Raw genomic sequence first — 18,315 nt, 5'->3', positions numbered from 1 at the left:
GCATGACGCAGCTTTCGCAGGCAACCGAGCGGACGATCGTCAAGGTGGTCATCGCCGGAGGGTTCGGGGTGGGCAAGACCACTGCGATCGGTGCCATCAGCGACATCACGCCGTTGAGGACCGAGGAGGTCATCACCGAGCAGAGCGCGGCGACGGACAGTCTCCACGGAGTCGAGCAGAAGTCGACCACGACGGTCGCCTTCGACTTCGGCCGCGTCGGCTGGGACGTCCCGGATCCGATCGAGCTGTACCTGTTCGGCACACCGGGACAACCCCGCTTCTGGAACTTCTGGCACGACTTGGCCGAGGGCGCCTTCGGAGCGGTCGTCCTGGCCGACACCCGAAGGCTCGACTCCAGCTTCCACGCGGCCGACTTCTTCGAACAGCTCGGCCTGCCCTTCGTCATCGCGATCAACCGCTTCCCCGGCACCGCCCGGCGGACGCTCCCGGAGATCCGAGAGGCCTTCGACGTCGATGCCGGCGTGCCGCTGATGTTCTGCGACGCCCGCTCCCCCGAGTCCGTGGCCTCGGTCCTCCTCGCCCTGGTCCAGCACGCCGTACAGACCCGTTCCCCCAACCCCAGCCTCTTGGACGCATGATGACCTTCCCTTACGCCTCGGGCACGCCCCGCACCACACAGCACCGGATCGAGGCCTTCACGGACGACCCGGCCACCGAGCTGTCGGAGATGGCCACCCGCCTCACCCGCTTCACCGAACTCGGCATCCCCTTGGAGGAGCAGGAGGTGCTCGACGACATCGCCACCGAGATGGCCAGCAGGAGCGGCTTCCTGTACGGCATGGTGAACGCCTTCGGCGACGAGCAGCGGTTTCTGGGGCTGCACAACCCCCCGCAGGAGTCCGGGTATCCCATCGTGGGCCGCACGATGCCCCGCAACCACGGCTGGTGCCCCGAGGTCATCCAGCGCCGGCGCGGCCTGCCGTTGCCGGACGTGGCCGCCTCTCCCCGGTTTCAGGGCAATCCCGTCGTCGACGGGATCGGCATCCAGTCCTACTTCGGCAGCCCCCTCATCGACGAGGTGACGGGCCTCGCCCTGGCCACCGTCTGCATCATCGACTCGGAGCCACGGCCCCTCGGCGACGCGGTCCGACTGCAGAACATCGTCCGGGAGGCCGCCCTCGCGGCAGCCGACGTCCTGAACATCCCCATGCCGCGGCCCGCCTCCTGACGTACGTCCGGCACAGGACCCCCACACCCGGCGTTGACCGCAGCCGTCATCTGAGCCCCATCAGGGAGAGGGACCGCGCATGTCCACACCCACCACCCCGACCACACTCGACAGGTTCCTCATGCCGGCTCACAGGGCACTGTGGGAGGCCGTCGACGAATTCGCCGCCCAGGAGATCCGGCCTCGGGTGGAGCGCCTGGAGAGTGCCGCCCCGCACCGGGTGGACCGGAAGATCGCCCGCCTGCTGGCCGAGCGCCGCTGGTTCGGCGTCACCGTGCCCGAGGCCTCCGGCGGGATGGACGCCGGGCACGTCGCCAAGACGATCCTCATCCACCGCCTGGCCCGCGTCTCCGGTGCCGCCGCCGCCATCCTGCAGGCCAGCCTGATCCCCGTCGCCGCCCTGCTCCACTACGGCACCGAGGACCAGCACAGCACGCTGCTGCCGGGCGTGGCCGACGGCAGTGTGCTGATGTCCATCGCCGTGACCGAGCCGGATCAGGGCGGCCACATCGGCGGGATGGCGACCGCGGCCGAGTGGGACGGCCGGGCCTGGGTGCTGACCGGGGCCAAGGCCCACGTCGGCAACAGCCATGTCGCGGACCTCCACGTCGTGGTCGCCCGCACCGCCCCGGCCGGCACTCCTACGTCGCAGGCCTTGACGGCCTTCCTCGTCCAGGGCGAGCAGCGCGGGGTGAGCCTGGTCCGGCACCCGGGCAAACTGGGGCTGCGTGGCTTCAGCTACGGCCAGATCACCTTCGACCGCGTGCGCATCGCCCCGAACCATGTCCTCGGTGACGTCGGTCAGGGCTTCGAAGTCGCCCAGTCCAGCAGCATCCTGTACGGCCGCCCCAACCTCACCGCGGTCTCCCTCGGGCTGCACGAGAGCGCCGTCTCCCTCACCGCCCGGTACCTCAGCAACCGCCCCCGCTACGCGGGCAGCCTCTCCGACCTCAGCGTCATACGGGACCGGCTCGGCCAGATGTCCGCCCGGCTGATCATGGCCAGGATCCTGGCCTACCACGCCGTGGACATGCTCGACCGTGGCCTGCCCTGCGACGACGAACTCCTCACCGCGAAGGCCCTCGGCCACGACCTCGCCACCGAGACCGGCACGGACGCCATGCACCTCTACGCCGCCAACGGCCTCGACAAGGAGCTCTCCATCGAGCGCGTCTGGCGGGACATGCAGACCACCTACGCACCCGCCGGGACCGGCGAGGTCCAACGCCGGCGCCTCGCGGAGAGCCTCCTCCAGGAGCAAGCCGGCACCGCCACCCGCACACCGTGGTCTCTGCTGCACGCGGGCCACACCCGTCCACCCGTGGCCGAACAGCCGGTCAGCGTCTAGGAACTCCCGCGCACGGCCCCCCTTTCCATCCGCATGGCGGTGGGCGGGACTGGCCCGCCGCCGAGCGCCTTGGCCCGTCCCCGCGCTCGGCGGCGGGCGCCCAGCCCAACAGATCTGAAAGAGAGGAAACAGTGCGGACCTCAACCCACGGCGAGCAGGTCATAACGATCGTCTGCCTGAACCTGGAGAAGGACGGCGGGGAGGACACTCCCGATGGCGGGCTACCGCGGCGCTGGCTGGACGCCCACCACGAGATCCTCAAGCCCCTGGAAGCCGACATCGTTCTGAGGCAGGAGGCCACCTACAGCCACCTGGACGGGAACCGGCGGCTCAAAGCCGCTGAGGAACTCCTGGGGATGAAGGGCTTCCTGTCGCCGAACGGCGTCGGCCGCAACCCGACCGCCCTGTTCATCCGGCCGGAGACCTTCCCGGTCTTCGAGCGCAGGACGTACAACGCGACGTTCTGGCGGACACCGCCGACCATCGCGTCAGTGCGTCTCGCCGGCGTCCCCGAGACCGAGCTGCTGCTCATGTCCTGGCACGCCGCGTACAACAGCCCCCGCAGACGCGAGGACGAGGCCGACGAGATCACGGCCTGGGTCGACCGGATGGAACGGCTCGGCGGGTTCATCGGTGGGGGCGACTGCAACGAGTACCCGATCGAGGACGGTGAGAGCGTCCCTCCCATCAACTGGTCGACGGTCACCGATCGGGCCCACATCCACCACCGGACCAACCTCGCCCCCGACGGCTCACGCGTGAGCTGTACGTACCTGCACAGGGCCCTCCTGACCAGCGGGCTGCAGGACGCGGCGCGCTACGCCGCCCATACCCTTGGGCAACCCGAGGCCATCGCTCCGACTGCCGGCCATGCGAAGCCCGGCCAGGGTGGACCGCGCCGGATCGACATGATCTTCACGGACCGCCGAATCGCGCGCGCCGTGCTGCAGGTCTACGTCCTGAAGGCCTCCGGTGTCAGCGACCACGACGGTCTCGTCGTCGTGGTGTCCCGTCGCGGCTTGGTTGAAGCGTTGCGCCGTGAACACCCGCCCGTCCCCCTGGACCACGCCGTGGCCTGACCCAGCCCCCGCGCACGGTCACCCCCGTGGCATCCAAGAACTGTGCGCGGGTCCCACGTCTCACGCCCGGCACCCCCTATGGCCGAGCGCGGGACATCAGCCCGGTGCGGGGACGACGGTTCGACGAGCACTCCCCGTCTGGACGTCGAATCTCCCCGCACCGGGCGCCCTTCAAGACGATCAAGGAACACGACAGTGCGGCCCGACCACCCAGCCTTTCTCTTTCCCGGTGCTGCTCCCCGCCGGCCCCCGCTTTCCCCGGACTCGACGGCGGGGCCGAGGACGCAGGCCGCCTACGGCTCTGAGCTCGCCACATTCAAACCATCGCGACACACGGTCGGAAGTCCGCGTCCCCGAACGACCCGACTGGAGAGTGCCTTGCTCACACCACCTGTCTTCGGCAGTGTCGAGAACGCCTACGTCGACCTGCTGCGGCTCGCCACCGAGGAGCCGGAACACCGGATCGACGCCCGCGGCAACGCCGCCCGCGAGGTGATCGGAGTCGGCTTCCGCCTCTCTGACCCGCGGCAGCGTCTGCCGTACCTGGCCGAACGCAAGGCCAACCCGGTCTTCCAGTTCGCCGAGGCCCTCTGGTACCTCGCCGGCCGCCGTGATCTGGAGATGATCGGCTACTACGCCCCTTCGATGCGCGCCGGCAGTGCCGACGGCGTCCGCCTCGGCGGATCGGCCTACGGCTACACCCTGTTCAGCCCGGCCGGCGGAACCGGCCGGTCACAGTTCGACCAGGTGATGGATCTGCTGCGGAACGAGCCCGACAGCAAGCGCGGCTACCTGCCCGTGTTCTCGGCGAAGGAACTCAAGAACCCCGACAACCCCGATGTCGCGTGCCTGACCGGCCTCCATCTGCTGCCGCGCGACGGACAGCTGCACATGGTCTGCAACATGCGTGCCAACGACCTCGACTGCGGCCTGCTGTCCGACGTCTTCTCCTTCACGATGATCCAGGAGTACGCGGCCGTCCAACTGGGCCTGCGGCTGGGCACGTACACCCACACGATCGGTTCCGCCCACGTCAACGACGTCAACGTGGATCGCGTCAAGCGGGTCCTGGCCGAAGCCGACTCGCGCCCTGCCATGCCCTTGTCCTTCGCGTTCCCGGCGATGCCGGAGAACACCGGGAGCGCAACCCTCGCGCACCTCCTGCAGCACGAGGAGGCACTGCGTACGAACGAGATCCGCTACAGCGCCGAGCACATCGCCGGCCTGGACCTGGCGCCGTACTGGCAGCAAGTGGTGCTGCTGTTCGAGCTGTTCCGGCAGATCCAGCACGACCAGCGCGCAGCCGTCGACGCCGACCTCCTGGCCGCGCTGCACCCGGGCCTGCGCTGGCTGATGGAGCGCAAGTGGCCGGCGTGCGCCGCGGCCGCGATCGGCCGTGCGCGGTGAGTGGCGGTCGGCCGATGAGCGGCGCCGTGGTGGAGGGCGTCGACTTCGACCGTTGGGCGGTCGTCCTGTGCAAACCGGACGCCGTGGTCCGCGGTCTGGTCGACCAGGTCCTCGACAGGATCACCGTCGCGGGCTTCGCCGTCTCCGGCCGCCTCGACGTACTCGCCCAGCCGTGGCAGCTCCACGTCGTCTACCGGGACCTCCTGGCCACCCCCGGCCTCCGCAACCTGCCCGACCTGCCAGCCGCCCTCGACGTCGCGTTCACGGGACGACCCGTCACCGTGGCTCTGGCGCACGGTGCGCCCGGCATCCACGCCCGGCTGCGCCGGCTCATCGGGGCTACAGATCCCACGCGGGCGGTGCCGGGCACGATCCGCGGCGACCTCGGCGACGACAGCCTCGCCGCCGCCGACGCGGAACGACGACTCGTCCGCAACCTCGTGCACACCAGCGACGACCCTGCCAGCGCCCACCGGGAGTACGGCACTTGGTACGGGCACGGCCGGAGTCTGCACGCCTCCGACTTCGACCACTGCTCCGTGATCCTGTGCAAGCCGGATGCCGTGGAGCGCGGTCTGGTGGACACCATCCTCAAGCGATTCGAAGCAGCCGGCATCACCATCGCCACCCGCCGCGACGTCACCGTGCAGCGGTGGCAGATCGACGTGCACTACTGGGACCTGCTCGTCGACGCCGACCACTTCACCGACCGGAACATCCCCGCCTGCCTGGACGACGCCTACACCGGCAAAGCCGTCACCATCGCGCTCGCCTACGGTGAGCCGGGGATCCACGCCCGGCTGCGCCAGCTGCTCGGCCACTTCGACCCGACCCGGGCCGCACAGGGCACGATCCGCGGCGACCTCGGCAACGACAGCCTGGCCCGCGCCCTCGACGAGAAGCGCCTGGTGCACAACCTCGTGCACACCTCGGACGACCCGGACGCCGCCCGCCGCGACTTCGGCACCTGGTACGGCGGATCCCGCCGCCCCCTTCTGACCGCACCGGCCGGCCTGCCGCGCCAGCCGACGCCCGCGGACCGCTGACCATCGAGAACCTGGAGACTCCCTGTGACCGCTCCCGTCGTACCCCGCCGACTGCTGCCGCTGCTGACCGCCCCGCAGATCGGCGAGTTGAAGCCCGAACTCGCCGAGGTGATCGAGTACCGCAAGTCCGGACTGTCCCTGAACCACATCGTGGGCTGCCCCCTGGAGTGCGCCTACTGCGTACGCCACCTCTTCGACAACTTCGCCATGAAGACCCCCAAGCGCCTGATGAGCGACACGGACGCCGTCAACGCCCTGGTCGGCCACCCCTACTTCCGGCCCCACAAGACCCCGATACAGCTGTTCAACCGGGCCACCGACCCGATGCTGCCGGTGGTCAAGCCGCACCTGTTCGCCGTGCTCCAGCAGCTCGACGAACGGGGCCTGACCAACCACGTGCTGGTCATCACCCGGTGGCGGGTCGGCGCCGAGGACTGCGCCGTCCTGAACTCCTTCCGCAACCTGCGGCTGACGATCCTGGTCACGCACTCCGGGATCGACGACCCGAAGATCGAGCCGGTGAACTCGGCGTACGCGGCGGACAGCCTGCGCATGCTCCACGAGCACGCCGAGCACTACCGCACCGTCCTGTACTGGCGACCGATCGTCCCCGGGCTCAACGACTCCGACGAGCACATCGAACGGGCCCGCGAACTGTCCCTCCACTCACACGCCACCGTCTTCACCGGCCTGTTCTTCCGTGAGGAGATCAAGGCCTACTACGCGGCAAACGGTCTGCCGGAGCCGTACGACGACACCGCCCGCCGCAAGATCATGCCGGAGCCGGCCGAGCAGCGGATCCTGGACGCCTTCGAAGCAGCCCGCCTCCCCGGCGGCGAGCCGTGGGGAACGCTGTTCCGCAAGACGAGCTGCGCCGTCGCATACGCCCACGGCGAGGCCGACTACAACGGCCACTACGGGGTGCGGGAGCTGTGCGACATCTGCCCGCCCGAGCAGATCGCCCTGTGCGCGAAGGCGTGGGTCAAACCCGACCCGGTCGAAGTCACCCGCGAGGCTCGTGCCCTCGGGGCGATCGGCGACGTGGAGATCAACGATCGTGCCATCGTCGTCGAGGGACTCGACGAGCCGCCCCGCTACTTCCTGCAGCACGGGTTCGGCTACCAGTGCCACGACCGCGAGAAACCCCACTACTACCGTCGGCACGGCCGGGCACCCATCGGCTGGGAGGCGGAGGACGGACCCGACACCCCATGAACCTGGACACCTGGCCCGAACTCCTCGTCGTCGACGTCGAAGGCAACGGGACCAACCCGCCTGACCTCGTCGAGATCGCCGCACTGCCCATCCGCGCAGGGCAGCCGGACACCACGACGGCGGGGGCCTGGCTGATCCGTCCGCAGCGGCCGGTCACCGCACGCGCCATCTCGATCCACGGCCTGAGCAACGACCTCCTGGCCGATAAGCCGACGTGGCCCGAGCTCGCAGACGAGATCGGCGAGTTCTTCGGCACCGCGTGGATCTGCGCCCACAACGCCCACATCGACTACCGCGCGCTGAACCGCCACCTGCTGAAGTGGGAGCCCGTCGGCGTCCTCGACACCCTGCGCCTGGCCAAAGCGACGTACCCGGACCTGCCCTCGTACTCGCTCGACTCCCTGATCGAACATGCGTGCCCGGACCTGTCGCAGGCTCCTCGCATCGGCCGGCACCGTGCGCCATACGACGCATACGCCACAGCTCAACTCCTGCTGGCCATGGCCGACCGCTACGAGACCTGGGACCAGCTCATCGCCGCCGCCGTCCCGCCAGGCCTGCCCGGCGCACCCCGACCAGAAGAGGACCCCACACTGTGGTGACCACCACCCCGCCCATACGCATCGGCGTGCTCGGCACGCACTCCACCGGCAAGACGACGCTCCTCAAGCGGATCGAGATGGAGCTGCGCGCCGAAGGCATCACCGCGGCCCGCACCGGCGGCCTCGGCAAACGTGCCGCGGCCGCCGGCCTGCCCAAGATGCAGCTCCACACCGCGTCCTCAACCGAATGGATCATCACCCAGGGCATCGCCGACGAACTCGCCGCGGTCGCCCAGGGCGCAGAAGTCGTGCTCCTCGACCGTGCCGCCCACGACGCCATCGCCTACTTCCACGCCGCACTGGACTACCGCGGCGAGGCACCTCACCGCCTGGAACGCGAACGCCTCCTCGCACTCGCCTCCACCCAACTCCCCAAGTACGACCTCCTGTTCGCTACCGTCCTCGACGACAGCCAGCCCGTCGAAAGCCTCCACGACTACGATCCTCGGTTCCGACGCCTCGTCGACCAGCACGTCCATCTCCTCCTGGCCCAGGACGACATCGTCCACCGGCGCCTGACCAGCGACCCCGACAGCCAGGCGCACGCCATCGACACCGCGGTTCAACTCTGCCTGAAGGCGGCCCTGGTATGATCTCGCCCGGAGGCACCATCACCATCGCCGGGAAGAAGGTGTCCCGGCTCGGCCTCGGCACCATGCGGCTGACCGGACCCGGCACGTGGGGCGACCACGCAGACCGCGGCGCAGCTCTGAACGTGTTACGCCAGGCGGTAAACAGGTACGGGATCACCCACATCGACACCGCGGATGCCTACGGCCCTCACACCGCCGAACACCTCGTCCGCGACGCGCTCCACCCGTATCCGGACGGCGTGCTCATCGCCACGAAGGTCGGATTGCTCAGGCCCGCCCCAGGCCAGTGGGTGCCTCTCGGCAACCCCTTCTACCTTCGTGCCAGCATCGAAGCGAGCCTGCGTCGCCATCACGTCGACCGGCTGGAGCTGTGCTACCTGCATCGCATCGACCCCCAGGTAGCGTTCGAGGATCAGCTCGCCGTTCTTGACGCCATGCGGGAAGAGGGCAAGGTCGGGCACATCGGTCTGTCGAAGGTCACCCGCGAAGAGATCCTCCGGGCCGGTAAGTACCTGACCATCGCCGCAGTACAGAACGTCCTCAACATCGATGCCCCCTTCGACCCGGCCGTCCAGACGTGCCAGGACCTTGACATCCCGTACGTCGCTTACAGGCCGCTCGACGCCGGCCGCCTCGCCGACGCCAACGGGCCTGCCACAGCGCTCCGATGGCTCCTGAACCTGGGCAGGCACATCGCACCCATCCCCAGCACCAGTCGGCCGAGCCACCTTGCCGAGATCGCCGCAGCGGCAGACGGCAAGGCGATCTAGTGGCGGACCGTACAGGCGTCGCGATGGCCGCGCACAGCCGCGATGCCTACGCGAACTGGCGGCCGCCCATCATCGGCGTGACGCTCGTGATACCGGTCGGTGCCGACTGCCTCACCGTGGTCGACTTACACGGACTGCTCATGCTGCCCGTGGGCAACATGCGCGATGGACAGACCGCTGAGGAGGCAGCGCAGCGTGTACTCCGCTCCCACGATGGCCTTCCCCAGCTTCGACGAATCGCCATCGACCAAACACAGATGCGTCGGCGAAAGGTCACCACTCACATTCTGGCCTACGCACCGACGACGCGTGCGGCCGTCGAGAGTCTGACCTTCCGCGATCCCCGCGCCGACGTGCGCGTCATACCCACGCTGCACTTCATTGAGCAGGCGGGACCCAAGTCCCGGCTTAGAGTACGCATCGGACTGCAGGCCCTAGCCGCAGCGGGAACAGCCTTCATTGATGCTGGCACGGGACGGACCGGAATCCTGGAGGAGTTCACGGGGTGAAGTCTGACGCGGCTGGCCAACCAGGCGCCACTCCAATACCGAACAGCAGACCCCGCCGCGGCGCACCGCCTTGGACCTCATGCCGGCCACACTGACAGTGGACCGGGTCCGAAGCCGGCACGAGGTGATCAGCCGCGTGGCCAAGACTGGCTCCCCGATCCGTGAGATCGCTCGCCATTTCGGGCCTCGATCGCAAGACCGTGCGCCGCTACCGTGACACCGCCTTCGAGGTTCTGCTCGCCTCAGCCGTCGACCGCAGGAACGTACCCGCCGACCAAGCCCAGTTCTCCGCTGGCCACACCACCGTGACCAGCAGCACCCGGTCCTCCAGCGGCAGGCTCCACGGCCGACCTCTGCGGACCGCGTCAGCTCCTTCGTGCCGCAGCTGCGTCACTAACGTGCGGAAACAGCGAGGGCTCAACCCGGTGAACGGGGCTATCCAGGACAGCTGCGACGCCGTGATCACAGCCGACACCGCGAGATCATTTCACTCGTCGCCAGGTGTCCCGTTCACCAGCCCTGATGACCTGGGTCAGCCAAAGAGGGCAACGACTCCGTTTACCCAGATGGCGAGGAACGCGAGGGCCCCCACTAGGCAGCCGACACCCGCCAGCACACCGCCGACCGTCCACGACTCGGAGGGCGCCTTGTACTTCCCGTCCAGGCCGTCCCGGTAGGAGGCGGGGTCGTCCCAGTCAACGGGGCGCCCCAGCTTCTCGGAGCAGGCGGTCCGCACTGCGACCAACTGCCCTTCCGCGAAGGCCGTGGCAGCCATGGCCTCGGGGCCGCGCCAGGCGAGGGCCTTCATCCGCCACCCGGGAGATCCGTACCGCGCTTCGAAAGCGGCGGTCTCGTCGGCGTTGCGGTCCTCTTCGAGGTACATCCAGCGTCCGGCCTCGGCGGCATCGCCGTAGAGCCGGTACACCCCGGCCAGATGCCGGCGGAGCGTCAGGTCGTACGGGAAGGATGAGACGAGACCGCGCAAGCGCTGGCGCGCCACGGGGACCCGGCCGGCGACCAGGTCTGCATCGACTCGGGTAAGGGTCTCTCTCAGGGGCATGAACGAATGATCGGGTACCGGCCTGTCCCCACCGTGTGCGCGGGCGGCGGACCCGGCGGCGGACCCGAACCGTTCCCGTCGGGCTCCCGCAAGACGCTGTCCGACGCCCGAGAGCGCGGCACGTGGACACCCCGGCCGAACGGGATGATCCAGCAGTCCCGCCGTGATGGCGCCGGCCGGGAGGCCAGGCACAGCACACAGGAGACCAGTGCCGCCGACACTCAGGCGGCGATATTCACCGCCGAGGCCCACCGCTGGTCATGGTCCCTGCGCAGCAACAACCAGACCAACGCCACCGTCCGTCCACTGTCCGAGCCAGCGGGGACGCTGTTCTTCGGGCACCGGGCGAACGAGTGCACCTGGGTCGCCGAACCCGCCTCGCCGCCGGCCAAAGAAGCCGATGCGCCGGCCGTTCCCGAGCCGATCCGGATCACCGCACAAGAAGCCGGCCTCCTGCAGACCTTCCCCGCCGACTATCCCTGGGCCGGGAACAAGGGCCAGCAGTTCTCGCAGATCGGCAACGCCGTCCCGCCACTGCTCGCCGGCCATCTCCTCGCCCCGCACCTCGGCGTCCGCCTCGACCCCGACGACTTCACCCTCGCCGCCTAATGCCCCACACTCCAGAACCCCACGACGACCACGACCTCGACCTCTACGCCAGCGCGCTGCCGCAGCCGGTGTTCCACGCCGAGCAGGCCCTCCTCGGAGCCCTCCTCCTCGATCCCCGCCTCCTCGGTCACCTGACCGGCATCACCGCCGACTCGTTCTCCACCGCCGCCCACACGGCCGTGTTCGCCGCGATCAGCACCCTGCCGCCGCCCGACCCGGCCGAGCACTCGAAGAACGCCACCTGGCTCGGCCTCGCGCTCACCACGGCACGCGAGCAGGCCCGTGGGCTGACAGCCTCCGACCTTCACACCCTCGTCCAGGTCTGCCCCTGGCCCCGCCACGCCCCGGCTTACGCGCGGATGGTCGAGGCCGAACACGCCCGCCGCCGCCTTGAGGCAGCCGCGGAACGCCTCGTGCACACCGTCCACGACGCCTCCCTCCCCCACCCCGTCCAGACGGTGCTCACCGAGGCCGACGCGCTCGCCACGCTCGTGGACGACATCGCAGCCCGCTTCCCGCCCCGCGCAGGAGTCCTGCCCCGCACCGCGGCTCCGCCGCCACCCGCTGTACCCGACTACATGGAAGCCATCGAGGAGGAGCGGCTGCTACTCGCGACCGCCACCGCCTACCCGGCCGGCATCGACGCCGTCCCGTGGCTGCTCCCCGGCGACCTCGTCGTGCCGCTGCACGCCGGCCTGTGGCAGTGCCTGACCGCCCTGGCCCGCCGCCAGGAACCCGTCGACCCCGTCACCGTCCTGTGGGAAGCCCAGCAACGCGGCCTTCTCGACGACGGAAGCGATCCTGGTGAGGTGCTGCGGATGCTGGCCGAACCGGCGGGATCCGTCGAGCACTGGGCCGAGCGCGCCCTGCAGCGTTCCCTCCTGACCACCACCGAGCACACCGGCCGGCGCATCACGGCGTACGCCGGCGACCCGGCGAACACCCCCTTCCAGCTCGTCGTCGGCGCCCGACGCGCCCTCGCCGACATCGGCGCCGTCCGCACCCGCTGGCAGCACGCCACCACCACGGTCCCGACGCGGCGCCCGTCAGCGGCGCCCACCACCCGCGCCGGCCCACCCACCACCACGGCCGCGCACGCCACCCGCCCCGTGCGAGCAGCCCGATAGCCCCCGTATACGCCGGTGGCCGGACCCGACGGCCCGGCCACCGGCAGAACAGACGAGACCCCTCACATGACTCCCGCCATCGACGCCCACGTCCGCCTCGATACCCACCCCACTCACCCGAGCGCCGTGCAGGCCGTCCTGACCGGCAGCCAGGCTCACATCGCCCTCGTGGCCCTGGAGGCTGTCGAGTGGAGCGTCGCCGCCACCAACGTCCTGGTCCTGGCCCGCATCGATCACGAGGAGCCCCACTGGGCCAAGGACGCAGCCGAGCACCTGTGCGCCGAAGGTATCGCCGTGGAGATCACCCCCCGGCTCCAAGAGGCCATGGACGAGGAATGGACCTGGGCCAACTACCCGATGCCGTGGTGCACCCGCAGCGAGATCCGCGAGGTCTCCAACCAGGCGCAACAGATTTACGACGACATCCGCCACGGCCACCTCCTCATCCACGCCCACGCCCACGCCCACGACGGCCACGCCACCGTCGCGGTCGGCACCTACCTTCACCGCAGCGGCAAGTCCGTCTACCTCCACGGCGAGAACCACCTGCGCCAGATCGCCGACACCTTCGACTCACCCGCAGCGGCACTGCTCGCCTTCGAGAAGGTCCACGCAGCCGCGATGCGCCCCGGCCCGGCGCCCCTGACCGACACCGAACGCGCCGCCATCGCAGCACGAGCCGTCTTCGACGTCACCACGGCCAAGGCCCAACCGTCCCGCCCCGGCCCGGAGACGGTCCCCGCCTACCTGGCCGACGCCGGCGACCACGACGCGCTCCTGGAGACGTTCATCGACTCCCACCGGGAATGGCAGAAATGGCGGACCTGGTCGGCCGACACCACACACGCCATCCACGAGTCCCAGACCCTGCGCATCGAACGCGTCCACGAAGCAGACCCCCGCGAGGCCGCCTGGACCGTGGCCGCCTACGAGACGCCCGTCTCCGACAGGATGTGGCACCTCACCGCCACCGGCACCACCCCCGCCCCCGTACTGGAGACCCTGCTCCGCCACCTCGCCGCAGGCGAGGCGTGGGACACCGCCATCGGAAGCCCCGTCACCGAGAAGTCCGTCACCGCCGCCACCCAACCCCTCACCGACGCCGGCTGGGAGCACACCGTCGACGGACGCTGGATCCGGTGGACGGACCCCTCCCAAGACGTCGGCATCCGGTTCGACGCGTTCGCCGCCCACCAGCCGAACAGCAACCTCACCACCTGGACCCTCTGGTCCGGCCCCAGCACCGACCACCCCACCTGGACCGTCACGGCATCCCCCTACACCCCCAGTTCACTGCTCGCCGACCTGTCTGAAACGCTCGCCCACGACACCGGCACCCGCCACGCCCGGCCCGCAGGCCGCGCACGAAAGACCAGCCTCACCACCAGCCCGCCGGCCACCGCTCCCGTCACGGCCAGTGCAGCCGCCAGCCGGTCACGCTGACCGCCGACGACGCACGAGGGCGGGGCAACACAGCGCGGGATCGCCGGTTGGCCAAACCGGCGATCCCGCGCACCATAGACAGTCCACCGCCACGCCCTGCCCGCACGTCGAAAGGCCCCCGCCCACGACCGCAGACACAGCACGAAGTCGAGCCGGCCAGGAGACAGGCAGCGGCAGCCGATCACGCCGCCGCGTAGCTCGCCCGGAACAGATCCTGCGCCCGCTCCACGTCCCGCATCGTACGAAGCTGCACCTCAAGATCACCCGTCCCGTGGTGACCGAGACCCGACACATCCCGGGTGAAGCCCGGAACCAGGTCGACGTCCTTCGGGTCGACCTTCAGGTAGACCAGCAGCTTGCTCCGCTGCGGCGGACACAGGCAGGCGAAGTTCCGCAACCGCTGGTACGCCCGGTAGGTCTTGCGGTCAACCCGGTTCACACCGTCCCCGAGCCTGAGCAGGACCTCGTCGACCGCGCCCGCCAACTCCGCCATCGCCACGCCCTGTACGTCGGCCGCCGCCCGGGCAACCACCCGGCGCCGTGCCCGGCGGGCCACCGGCATGCCACCGCTCACGGAGGCCACGGTCTCAAGCCCGAGCAGGTCGTCACCGAAGAGCCGGTAGCGGACCAGATCGATCGGCCTCCGATGCTCCCGCACGGCATGCACGTCGTAGCGGGTGAAGTCGCCGGCGACGCAGATCAGACGCGGGCCGCTCCACAACACCTGGGAAGCGGCCGTCACCCCGAGCCGGTCACGGACCAAGCGCTCGAACTCCGCCCGGTGGTCCATCAGCCACGCCAGATAGAACAGGCCCTGGTTGATGACACCGGCATCCGTACCGCGCTTGTACTCCACCACAACCGGCGAGCCGTTCTCGTCCAGCCCGAGCGAATCGATCCGGCCCCCGTGCACCGACCCGGTGCCGTACTCGCTCGCCAGGAACCGGACACCCAGCAACGTCTCCATATGCGCCTCGACGAAACCCTGCACATCCGCCTCGGCCTCAGCAAGACGCGCCGTGACCTCGGTCAGGCCGTTTTTCGCTACGTCTGTACGAAACAGTTTCAAACCATCCGCCCCCGTTTCCTCATCGGAGATCGACAACGTCGGGCGGCAAGAGATTTATTTCCGCGACGGGCCTTAATCATGTGAAGAACGTGTGCTGAAGGCCCGATAAACGGCATGGCCCTCTCCAAACGGCCGTGCACACCCAGGGTACCCGCGCGATCAGTAAGCTTTCAGCAGGGCAGAAATCAAGGGATCTGCCCCCGAAGAACCGGACTCACGTCCCCGTGCTGCATCACCTATTCCATGCCCTCCATCCATGCCTTCCCTTTGACGTCAGCCTCTGCGACCGAGCCCCTCTCCACCAAGTCCGCGACGGATATGACCTCCGCTCGATGAAGCCCTTCTGGAGGTCGGTGTGAATCACACCGACCGCGTCCCCCCTCTTATTCAAAAGGTAGTGACGACTCCTCCCTTCTCCGGCCATCGGAGCGATCTGCGACAACGACCAGATCTAGCCTGCTCGCAGAGTCCGAGCCTCCGCGGGATACGCACCCCGCCCCCGGTCAACTCCTCACCTTTGCCGTGCTCCAGGACAAGCCTCGGGTTCCCAACCGATCACCGACACGACACCCGGCAGAACAAGCCAAAGCCGTCGGTGCAGCCCGGGCATCTCGTACAGAGGTGCCCGGGCTGTCGCGCACACCGCGACGCCATACGACGAACGAGTCAACTCGTTACCGTCGACGCCAGCGGCCTCGGTCCTTCCGCTACATCGCCTTCCACGTCCCGTCGATGAGGCGCTGGGCCAGCGCACGGTGGGCGTTGCCGAAGATCTCAAGGTGGCGTTGGACCCCGGCGCGGCCCATCAGCAGCGGGTTGGGCGCCGACGGATCCGCTTTGAGCGCGCGCAGATGGCTGAAGGCGGCGCTCTGGTAGGCGTGGGTGTTGAGGAAGACGTCTGCGCCCTCCTGGCCGGCGAGCCCCTGGACGAAATCGGTCGAGATCGCGTACTGGGCTGCCGCGTCGATGTTGTCGTTGCCGCTCCACACGAGGAGCTTGTGGGTTTCCCCTTGGTGGACGACCGGCACGATGACGTGCATCTGGCCGATGGTGTGGCCGGGTGCGAGCATGGCGACGGCCGTCGTCCGGCGACCGATCCGGATGCGTTTCATGCCGACGGTGTGACCGGGGTAGGCCTCGACCTCGATGTCGATCCGGCTGGGGAGCAGGGCCAACCGCGCCCGGTACTCCTCCTCGGTGTACTCGTCCTTCCGCTTCTTCAGGTCGGCACGCTGGGCCGCGATGACCGCGGCGTCGGGTTGCCCCATGACGAACTTGGCGTGTGGGGCGTAGTGGTCTCTGATCAGGTTGGCGCCACCGACATGGTCGATGTGGGAGTGGCCGAGGAACACGTAGCGGATGTCCCGGGGGTCGAGTCCCGCGGCCGCGGCCTGGTCGAGGAACTGGCTGCGCATGTCCTGCGGGTTGGTCAACGCGTCGAGCATGATGAGCCCGTCCGGAGTGCGCACAACCACGATTCCGGTGAAGTCGGTGCCGAAGAACCAGGCGTTGTCCAGGAATCGGACGCCACCCGCAGGCATGGGGCGGACGTAGTCCTTGTACAGAAAGCCCTTGGGCGAGACGAAGTCGGTTGTCGGATCCGTCAGTTGGTCGACGGGTTGCCCCGTGCCGGCGCTGCCCGGGCTGCGGTAGCCGGTCTGGCACCACACGCGGTACTGCCAGCGGATCATCGGGTTGTCGTCCACCTCCGCCAGCGCCTTGGCCGCGTCGGCATAGGCCTTGGCCAGCGGCTTGTCGGGGGCAAGCGGGCCTCCCCAAGGCTGCTCCGCGGCGGCCTGGGCCGCCGTCGCAGTCGGCGCCTCGGCGGTCTGAGCAGCCGCCGTACTCATGTTCAGGGCGGACGGGATGGCCGTCGCGCCCACGCCTGCCATGACCATCGCGCCGAATTCACGCCTGGTACGCGTCATCGTTTCCTCCTGTGTCGACCTGCGTGTCGGAACTGACTTCGGAACGGGCTAGGGACCGGAAAGGGCGGGCGCCTGCTTCCTGCCCCTGGTGGACGGGGCGCGCTGCGGGTCAGTGCGCGCTGCGCCAGACGATGGACGTCGGGGAACCGGTCTCGGCGAGAACGCCGAGGGGACGTAGGTGACCGCCGCCGGCCTCCAGGTCGTAGCCGACGATGGTGTCGGTGACCTCGTTGGCGACGAACAGCCGCCGTCCAGTCGGCTCGGCGCCGAAGAAGCGTGGCCGGATGCCATGAGTGGAGACCCAGCCGACGGGCTTGAGGCCACCGTGGCGTTCGGCGGTGAAGACACCGAGGGTGTCGGGGGCGGGCCCGCCGGGAGTGGAGTCCCCGGCCCCGCTCCGGTTGGAGACGTACACGTGTCCGCCGCCGGGTGAGACGGCGATCTCAGCGGCGCGGCTGTCGCCGGTCATGGACGGCTCGGTCGCGGAGAGTGTCTGGAGAGGCGTCAGGACGCCTGCCTGCACGTTCCACCGGTAGGTGTGGACAGTGGAGCGGAGTTCGTTGAGGACGTAGGCCAGGGGACGTCGGGGATGGAACGCGATGTGCCGGGGCCCCTCTGTCTCCCTGGTCTGCACCCACCCGGGGTCGTTGAGGGTCAGCGCACCCGTGCCGGTGTCGATCTCGGCGACGAAGACCCTGTCCAGGCCACGGTCGGGTATCGCCAGCCACCGCCCGGTGGGGTCGAAGACGACATGATGGGGGTTGGGACCCAGTTGCGCGGTCTTGTGCGGACCGGGGGCTCCGGGAAGTTCGAGGACGCCGGCCACGGGCCCGAGGGAGCCGTCGGCCCGGATGGGTAGGGTCGCCACGCATCCGGGGACCGCGAGGAAGGCGACGACCAGCCAGTGTCCCGTGGGGTCGAGCGTGAGGTGGACGGGGTTGCCGCGCCCCGCGTCGACGGTGTTGAGCCACGTCAGCGTGGCCCGGGCCGGGTCGACGGCGAAGGCGCTGATTCTCGTGGCGTCGCCGTGGACGGCGTACAGGCGGGTGCCTTCGGCGTTGAGCGCGAGGAAGGACGGGTTGACCGGGATAGTGCCGGGCGACACCGGTGTGGTGGGATCCCCGTCGTCGGCGGGGACGGTCTGCAGCAGTTCCCAGGAGTCCTGGCCGGGGTCGACACGCCATACGGTGATGCCGACGCCTCGGGCGTTGCGCTGTGTCGTGGTCCGCGAGCCCACATAGGCGTACTGGGCAGCGGAGCCTCCACGGGAGCCGGTGGAGTTACCGGCGTGGGTGGCCGCCGTAGCGTCACGCACGGTGGC

Annotated in this window: 17 protein-coding genes and 3 pseudogenes; 14 read left to right on the top strand and 6 right to left on the bottom strand. The window is 69.4% G+C overall.

The features are described from left to right. Window positions 1-2 precede the first annotated feature (2 nt). From ACGFZS_RS16735 to ACGFZS_RS16685, 11 genes are all read left to right on the top strand, one after another. Entirely contained in the window at window positions 3-599 is a 597-nt protein-coding gene (locus ACGFZS_RS16735; protein WP_393795679.1) for an ATP/GTP-binding protein, read from the top strand. Further along, the gene (locus ACGFZS_RS16730; RefSeq protein WP_393795678.1) at window positions 596-1,189 is read left to right on the top strand and encodes a GAF domain-containing protein; all 594 of its coding nucleotides are present in this window, start codon (window positions 596-598) and stop codon (window positions 1,187-1,189) included. Before ACGFZS_RS16735 ends, ACGFZS_RS16730 begins: the two co-directional genes overlap by 4 nt. Before the next feature lie 79 nt (window positions 1,190-1,268). Continuing rightward, on the top strand, window positions 1,269-2,537 hold the full coding sequence (locus ACGFZS_RS16725) for an acyl-CoA dehydrogenase family protein (RefSeq protein ID WP_393795677.1): 1,269 nt from the start codon (window positions 1,269-1,271) through the stop codon (window positions 2,535-2,537). A gap of 131 nt (window positions 2,538-2,668) precedes the next feature. Next, entirely contained in the window at window positions 2,669-3,616 is a 948-nt protein-coding gene (locus tag ACGFZS_RS16720) for an endonuclease/exonuclease/phosphatase family protein (RefSeq protein ID WP_393795676.1), read from the top strand. Between the two features lie 378 nt (window positions 3,617-3,994). Further along, window positions 3,995-5,023: a thymidylate synthase gene (locus tag ACGFZS_RS16715; RefSeq protein WP_393795675.1), complete on the top strand. Its 1,029-nt coding sequence runs from the start codon at window positions 3,995-3,997 to the stop codon at window positions 5,021-5,023. A 14-nt stretch (window positions 5,024-5,037) separates the two neighbouring features. Further along, entirely contained in the window at window positions 5,038-6,069 is a 1,032-nt protein-coding gene (locus tag ACGFZS_RS16710; RefSeq protein WP_393795674.1) for a nucleoside-diphosphate kinase, read from the top strand. A gap of 24 nt (window positions 6,070-6,093) precedes the next feature. Beyond that, window positions 6,094-7,284, top strand: coding sequence for a radical SAM protein (locus ACGFZS_RS16705; protein ID WP_393795673.1), 1,191 nt, complete (start codon window positions 6,094-6,096; stop codon window positions 7,282-7,284). Continuing rightward, complete coding sequence (locus ACGFZS_RS16700; protein WP_393795672.1) at window positions 7,281-7,886, top strand: exonuclease domain-containing protein; 606 nt, start codon at window positions 7,281-7,283, stop codon at window positions 7,884-7,886. Before ACGFZS_RS16705 ends, ACGFZS_RS16700 begins: the two co-directional genes overlap by 4 nt. Next, on the top strand, window positions 7,883-8,479 hold the full coding sequence (locus ACGFZS_RS16695; protein ID WP_393795671.1) for a hypothetical protein: 597 nt from the start codon (window positions 7,883-7,885) through the stop codon (window positions 8,477-8,479). Before ACGFZS_RS16700 ends, ACGFZS_RS16695 begins: the two co-directional genes overlap by 4 nt. Further along, on the top strand, window positions 8,476-9,249 hold the full coding sequence (locus tag ACGFZS_RS16690; protein ID WP_393795670.1) for an aldo/keto reductase: 774 nt from the start codon (window positions 8,476-8,478) through the stop codon (window positions 9,247-9,249). Before ACGFZS_RS16695 ends, ACGFZS_RS16690 begins: the two co-directional genes overlap by 4 nt. 23 nt (window positions 9,250-9,272) lie before the next feature. After that, window positions 9,273-9,758: a hypothetical protein gene (locus tag ACGFZS_RS16685; protein WP_393795669.1), complete on the top strand. Its 486-nt coding sequence runs from the start codon at window positions 9,273-9,275 to the stop codon at window positions 9,756-9,758. Between the two features lie 295 nt (window positions 9,759-10,053). Here ACGFZS_RS16685 and ACGFZS_RS16680 read toward each other — a convergent pair. Continuing rightward, window positions 10,054-10,233: pseudogene (locus ACGFZS_RS16680) on the bottom strand (IS5/IS1182 family transposase); the annotation flags it as partial. Window positions 10,234-10,290: 57 nt separating this feature from the next. Beyond that, complete coding sequence (locus tag ACGFZS_RS16675) at window positions 10,291-10,818, bottom strand: DUF6584 family protein (protein ID WP_393795668.1); 528 nt, start codon at window positions 10,816-10,818, stop codon at window positions 10,291-10,293. An 18-nt stretch (window positions 10,819-10,836) separates the two neighbouring features. Between ACGFZS_RS16675 and ACGFZS_RS16670 the strand changes: the two are divergent. From ACGFZS_RS16670 to ACGFZS_RS16660, 3 genes and pseudogenes are all read left to right on the top strand, one after another. Further along, a pseudogene (locus ACGFZS_RS16670) lies at window positions 10,837-11,427 on the top strand (DNA cytosine methyltransferase); the annotation flags it as partial. Then, window positions 11,427-12,554, top strand: coding sequence for a DnaB-like helicase N-terminal domain-containing protein (locus ACGFZS_RS16665; protein WP_393795667.1), 1,128 nt, complete (start codon window positions 11,427-11,429; stop codon window positions 12,552-12,554). The pseudogene ACGFZS_RS16670 and the gene ACGFZS_RS16665, both read left to right, overlap by 1 nt. 66 nt (window positions 12,555-12,620) lie before the next feature. Then, window positions 12,621-13,997 carry a DUF317 domain-containing protein gene (locus ACGFZS_RS16660; RefSeq protein WP_393795666.1) on the top strand — a complete coding sequence of 459 codons (1,377 nt, stop codon included), beginning with the start codon at window positions 12,621-12,623 and terminating at the stop codon, window positions 13,995-13,997. Between the two features lie 181 nt (window positions 13,998-14,178). Here ACGFZS_RS16660 and ACGFZS_RS16655 read toward each other — a convergent pair whose 3' ends face one another. The 4 genes and pseudogenes from ACGFZS_RS16655 to ACGFZS_RS16640 all read right to left on the bottom strand — a co-directional run bounded on the left by ACGFZS_RS16655 (window position 14,179) and on the right by ACGFZS_RS16640 (window position 18,309). Next, window positions 14,179-15,102: a transporter gene (locus tag ACGFZS_RS16655; protein ID WP_393795665.1), complete on the bottom strand. Its 924-nt coding sequence runs from the start codon at window positions 15,100-15,102 to the stop codon at window positions 14,179-14,181. Between the two features lie 200 nt (window positions 15,103-15,302). After that, window positions 15,303-15,439 (bottom strand): annotated as a pseudogene (locus ACGFZS_RS16650) (DUF933 domain-containing protein); the annotation flags it as partial. A 334-nt stretch (window positions 15,440-15,773) separates the two neighbouring features. Continuing rightward, window positions 15,774-16,994 carry an MBL fold metallo-hydrolase gene (locus ACGFZS_RS16645; RefSeq protein ID WP_393795664.1) on the bottom strand — a complete coding sequence of 407 codons (1,221 nt, stop codon included), beginning with the start codon at window positions 16,992-16,994 and terminating at the stop codon, window positions 15,774-15,776. 109 nt (window positions 16,995-17,103) lie between these two features. Next, on the bottom strand, window positions 17,104-18,309 hold the full coding sequence (locus ACGFZS_RS16640; protein WP_393795663.1) for a lactonase family protein: 1,206 nt from the start codon (window positions 18,307-18,309) through the stop codon (window positions 17,104-17,106). Between the last annotated feature and the right edge of the window lie 6 nt (window positions 18,310-18,315).

Source organism: Streptomyces sp. NPDC048288 (genome assembly GCF_043201555.1).
Lineage (GTDB): Bacteria > Actinomycetota > Actinomycetes > Streptomycetales > Streptomycetaceae > Streptomyces.
This window is presented reverse-complemented; position numbering and strand designations above follow the sequence as displayed.

What these genes read in the sequence shown, in the direction of transcription:
- ACGFZS_RS16735 (WP_393795679.1), top strand. Translation starts at nt 3, where the DNA reads ATGACGCAGCTTTCGCAGGCAACCGAGCGGACGATCGTCAAGGTGGTC.
- ACGFZS_RS16730 (WP_393795678.1), top strand. Translation starts at nt 596, where the DNA reads ATGATGACCTTCCCTTACGCCTCGGGCACGCCCCGCACCACACAGCAC.
- ACGFZS_RS16725 (WP_393795677.1), top strand. Translation starts at nt 1,269, where the DNA reads ATGTCCACACCCACCACCCCGACCACACTCGACAGGTTCCTCATGCCG.
- ACGFZS_RS16710 (WP_393795674.1), top strand. Translation starts at nt 5,038, where the DNA reads ATGAGCGGCGCCGTGGTGGAGGGCGTCGACTTCGACCGTTGGGCGGTC.
- ACGFZS_RS16700 (WP_393795672.1), top strand. Translation starts at nt 7,281, where the DNA reads ATGAACCTGGACACCTGGCCCGAACTCCTCGTCGTCGACGTCGAAGGC.
- ACGFZS_RS16690 (WP_393795670.1), top strand. Translation starts at nt 8,476, where the DNA reads ATGATCTCGCCCGGAGGCACCATCACCATCGCCGGGAAGAAGGTGTCC.
- ACGFZS_RS16685 (WP_393795669.1), top strand. Translation starts at nt 9,273, where the DNA reads ATGGCCGCGCACAGCCGCGATGCCTACGCGAACTGGCGGCCGCCCATC.
- ACGFZS_RS16675 (WP_393795668.1), bottom strand. Translation starts at nt 10,818, where the DNA reads ATGCCCCTGAGAGAGACCCTTACCCGAGTCGATGCAGACCTGGTCGCC.
- ACGFZS_RS16665 (WP_393795667.1), top strand. Translation starts at nt 11,427, where the DNA reads ATGCCCCACACTCCAGAACCCCACGACGACCACGACCTCGACCTCTAC.
- ACGFZS_RS16660 (WP_393795666.1), top strand. Translation starts at nt 12,621, where the DNA reads ATGACTCCCGCCATCGACGCCCACGTCCGCCTCGATACCCACCCCACT.
- ACGFZS_RS16645 (WP_393795664.1), bottom strand. Translation starts at nt 16,994, where the DNA reads ATGACGCGTACCAGGCGTGAATTCGGCGCGATGGTCATGGCAGGCGTG.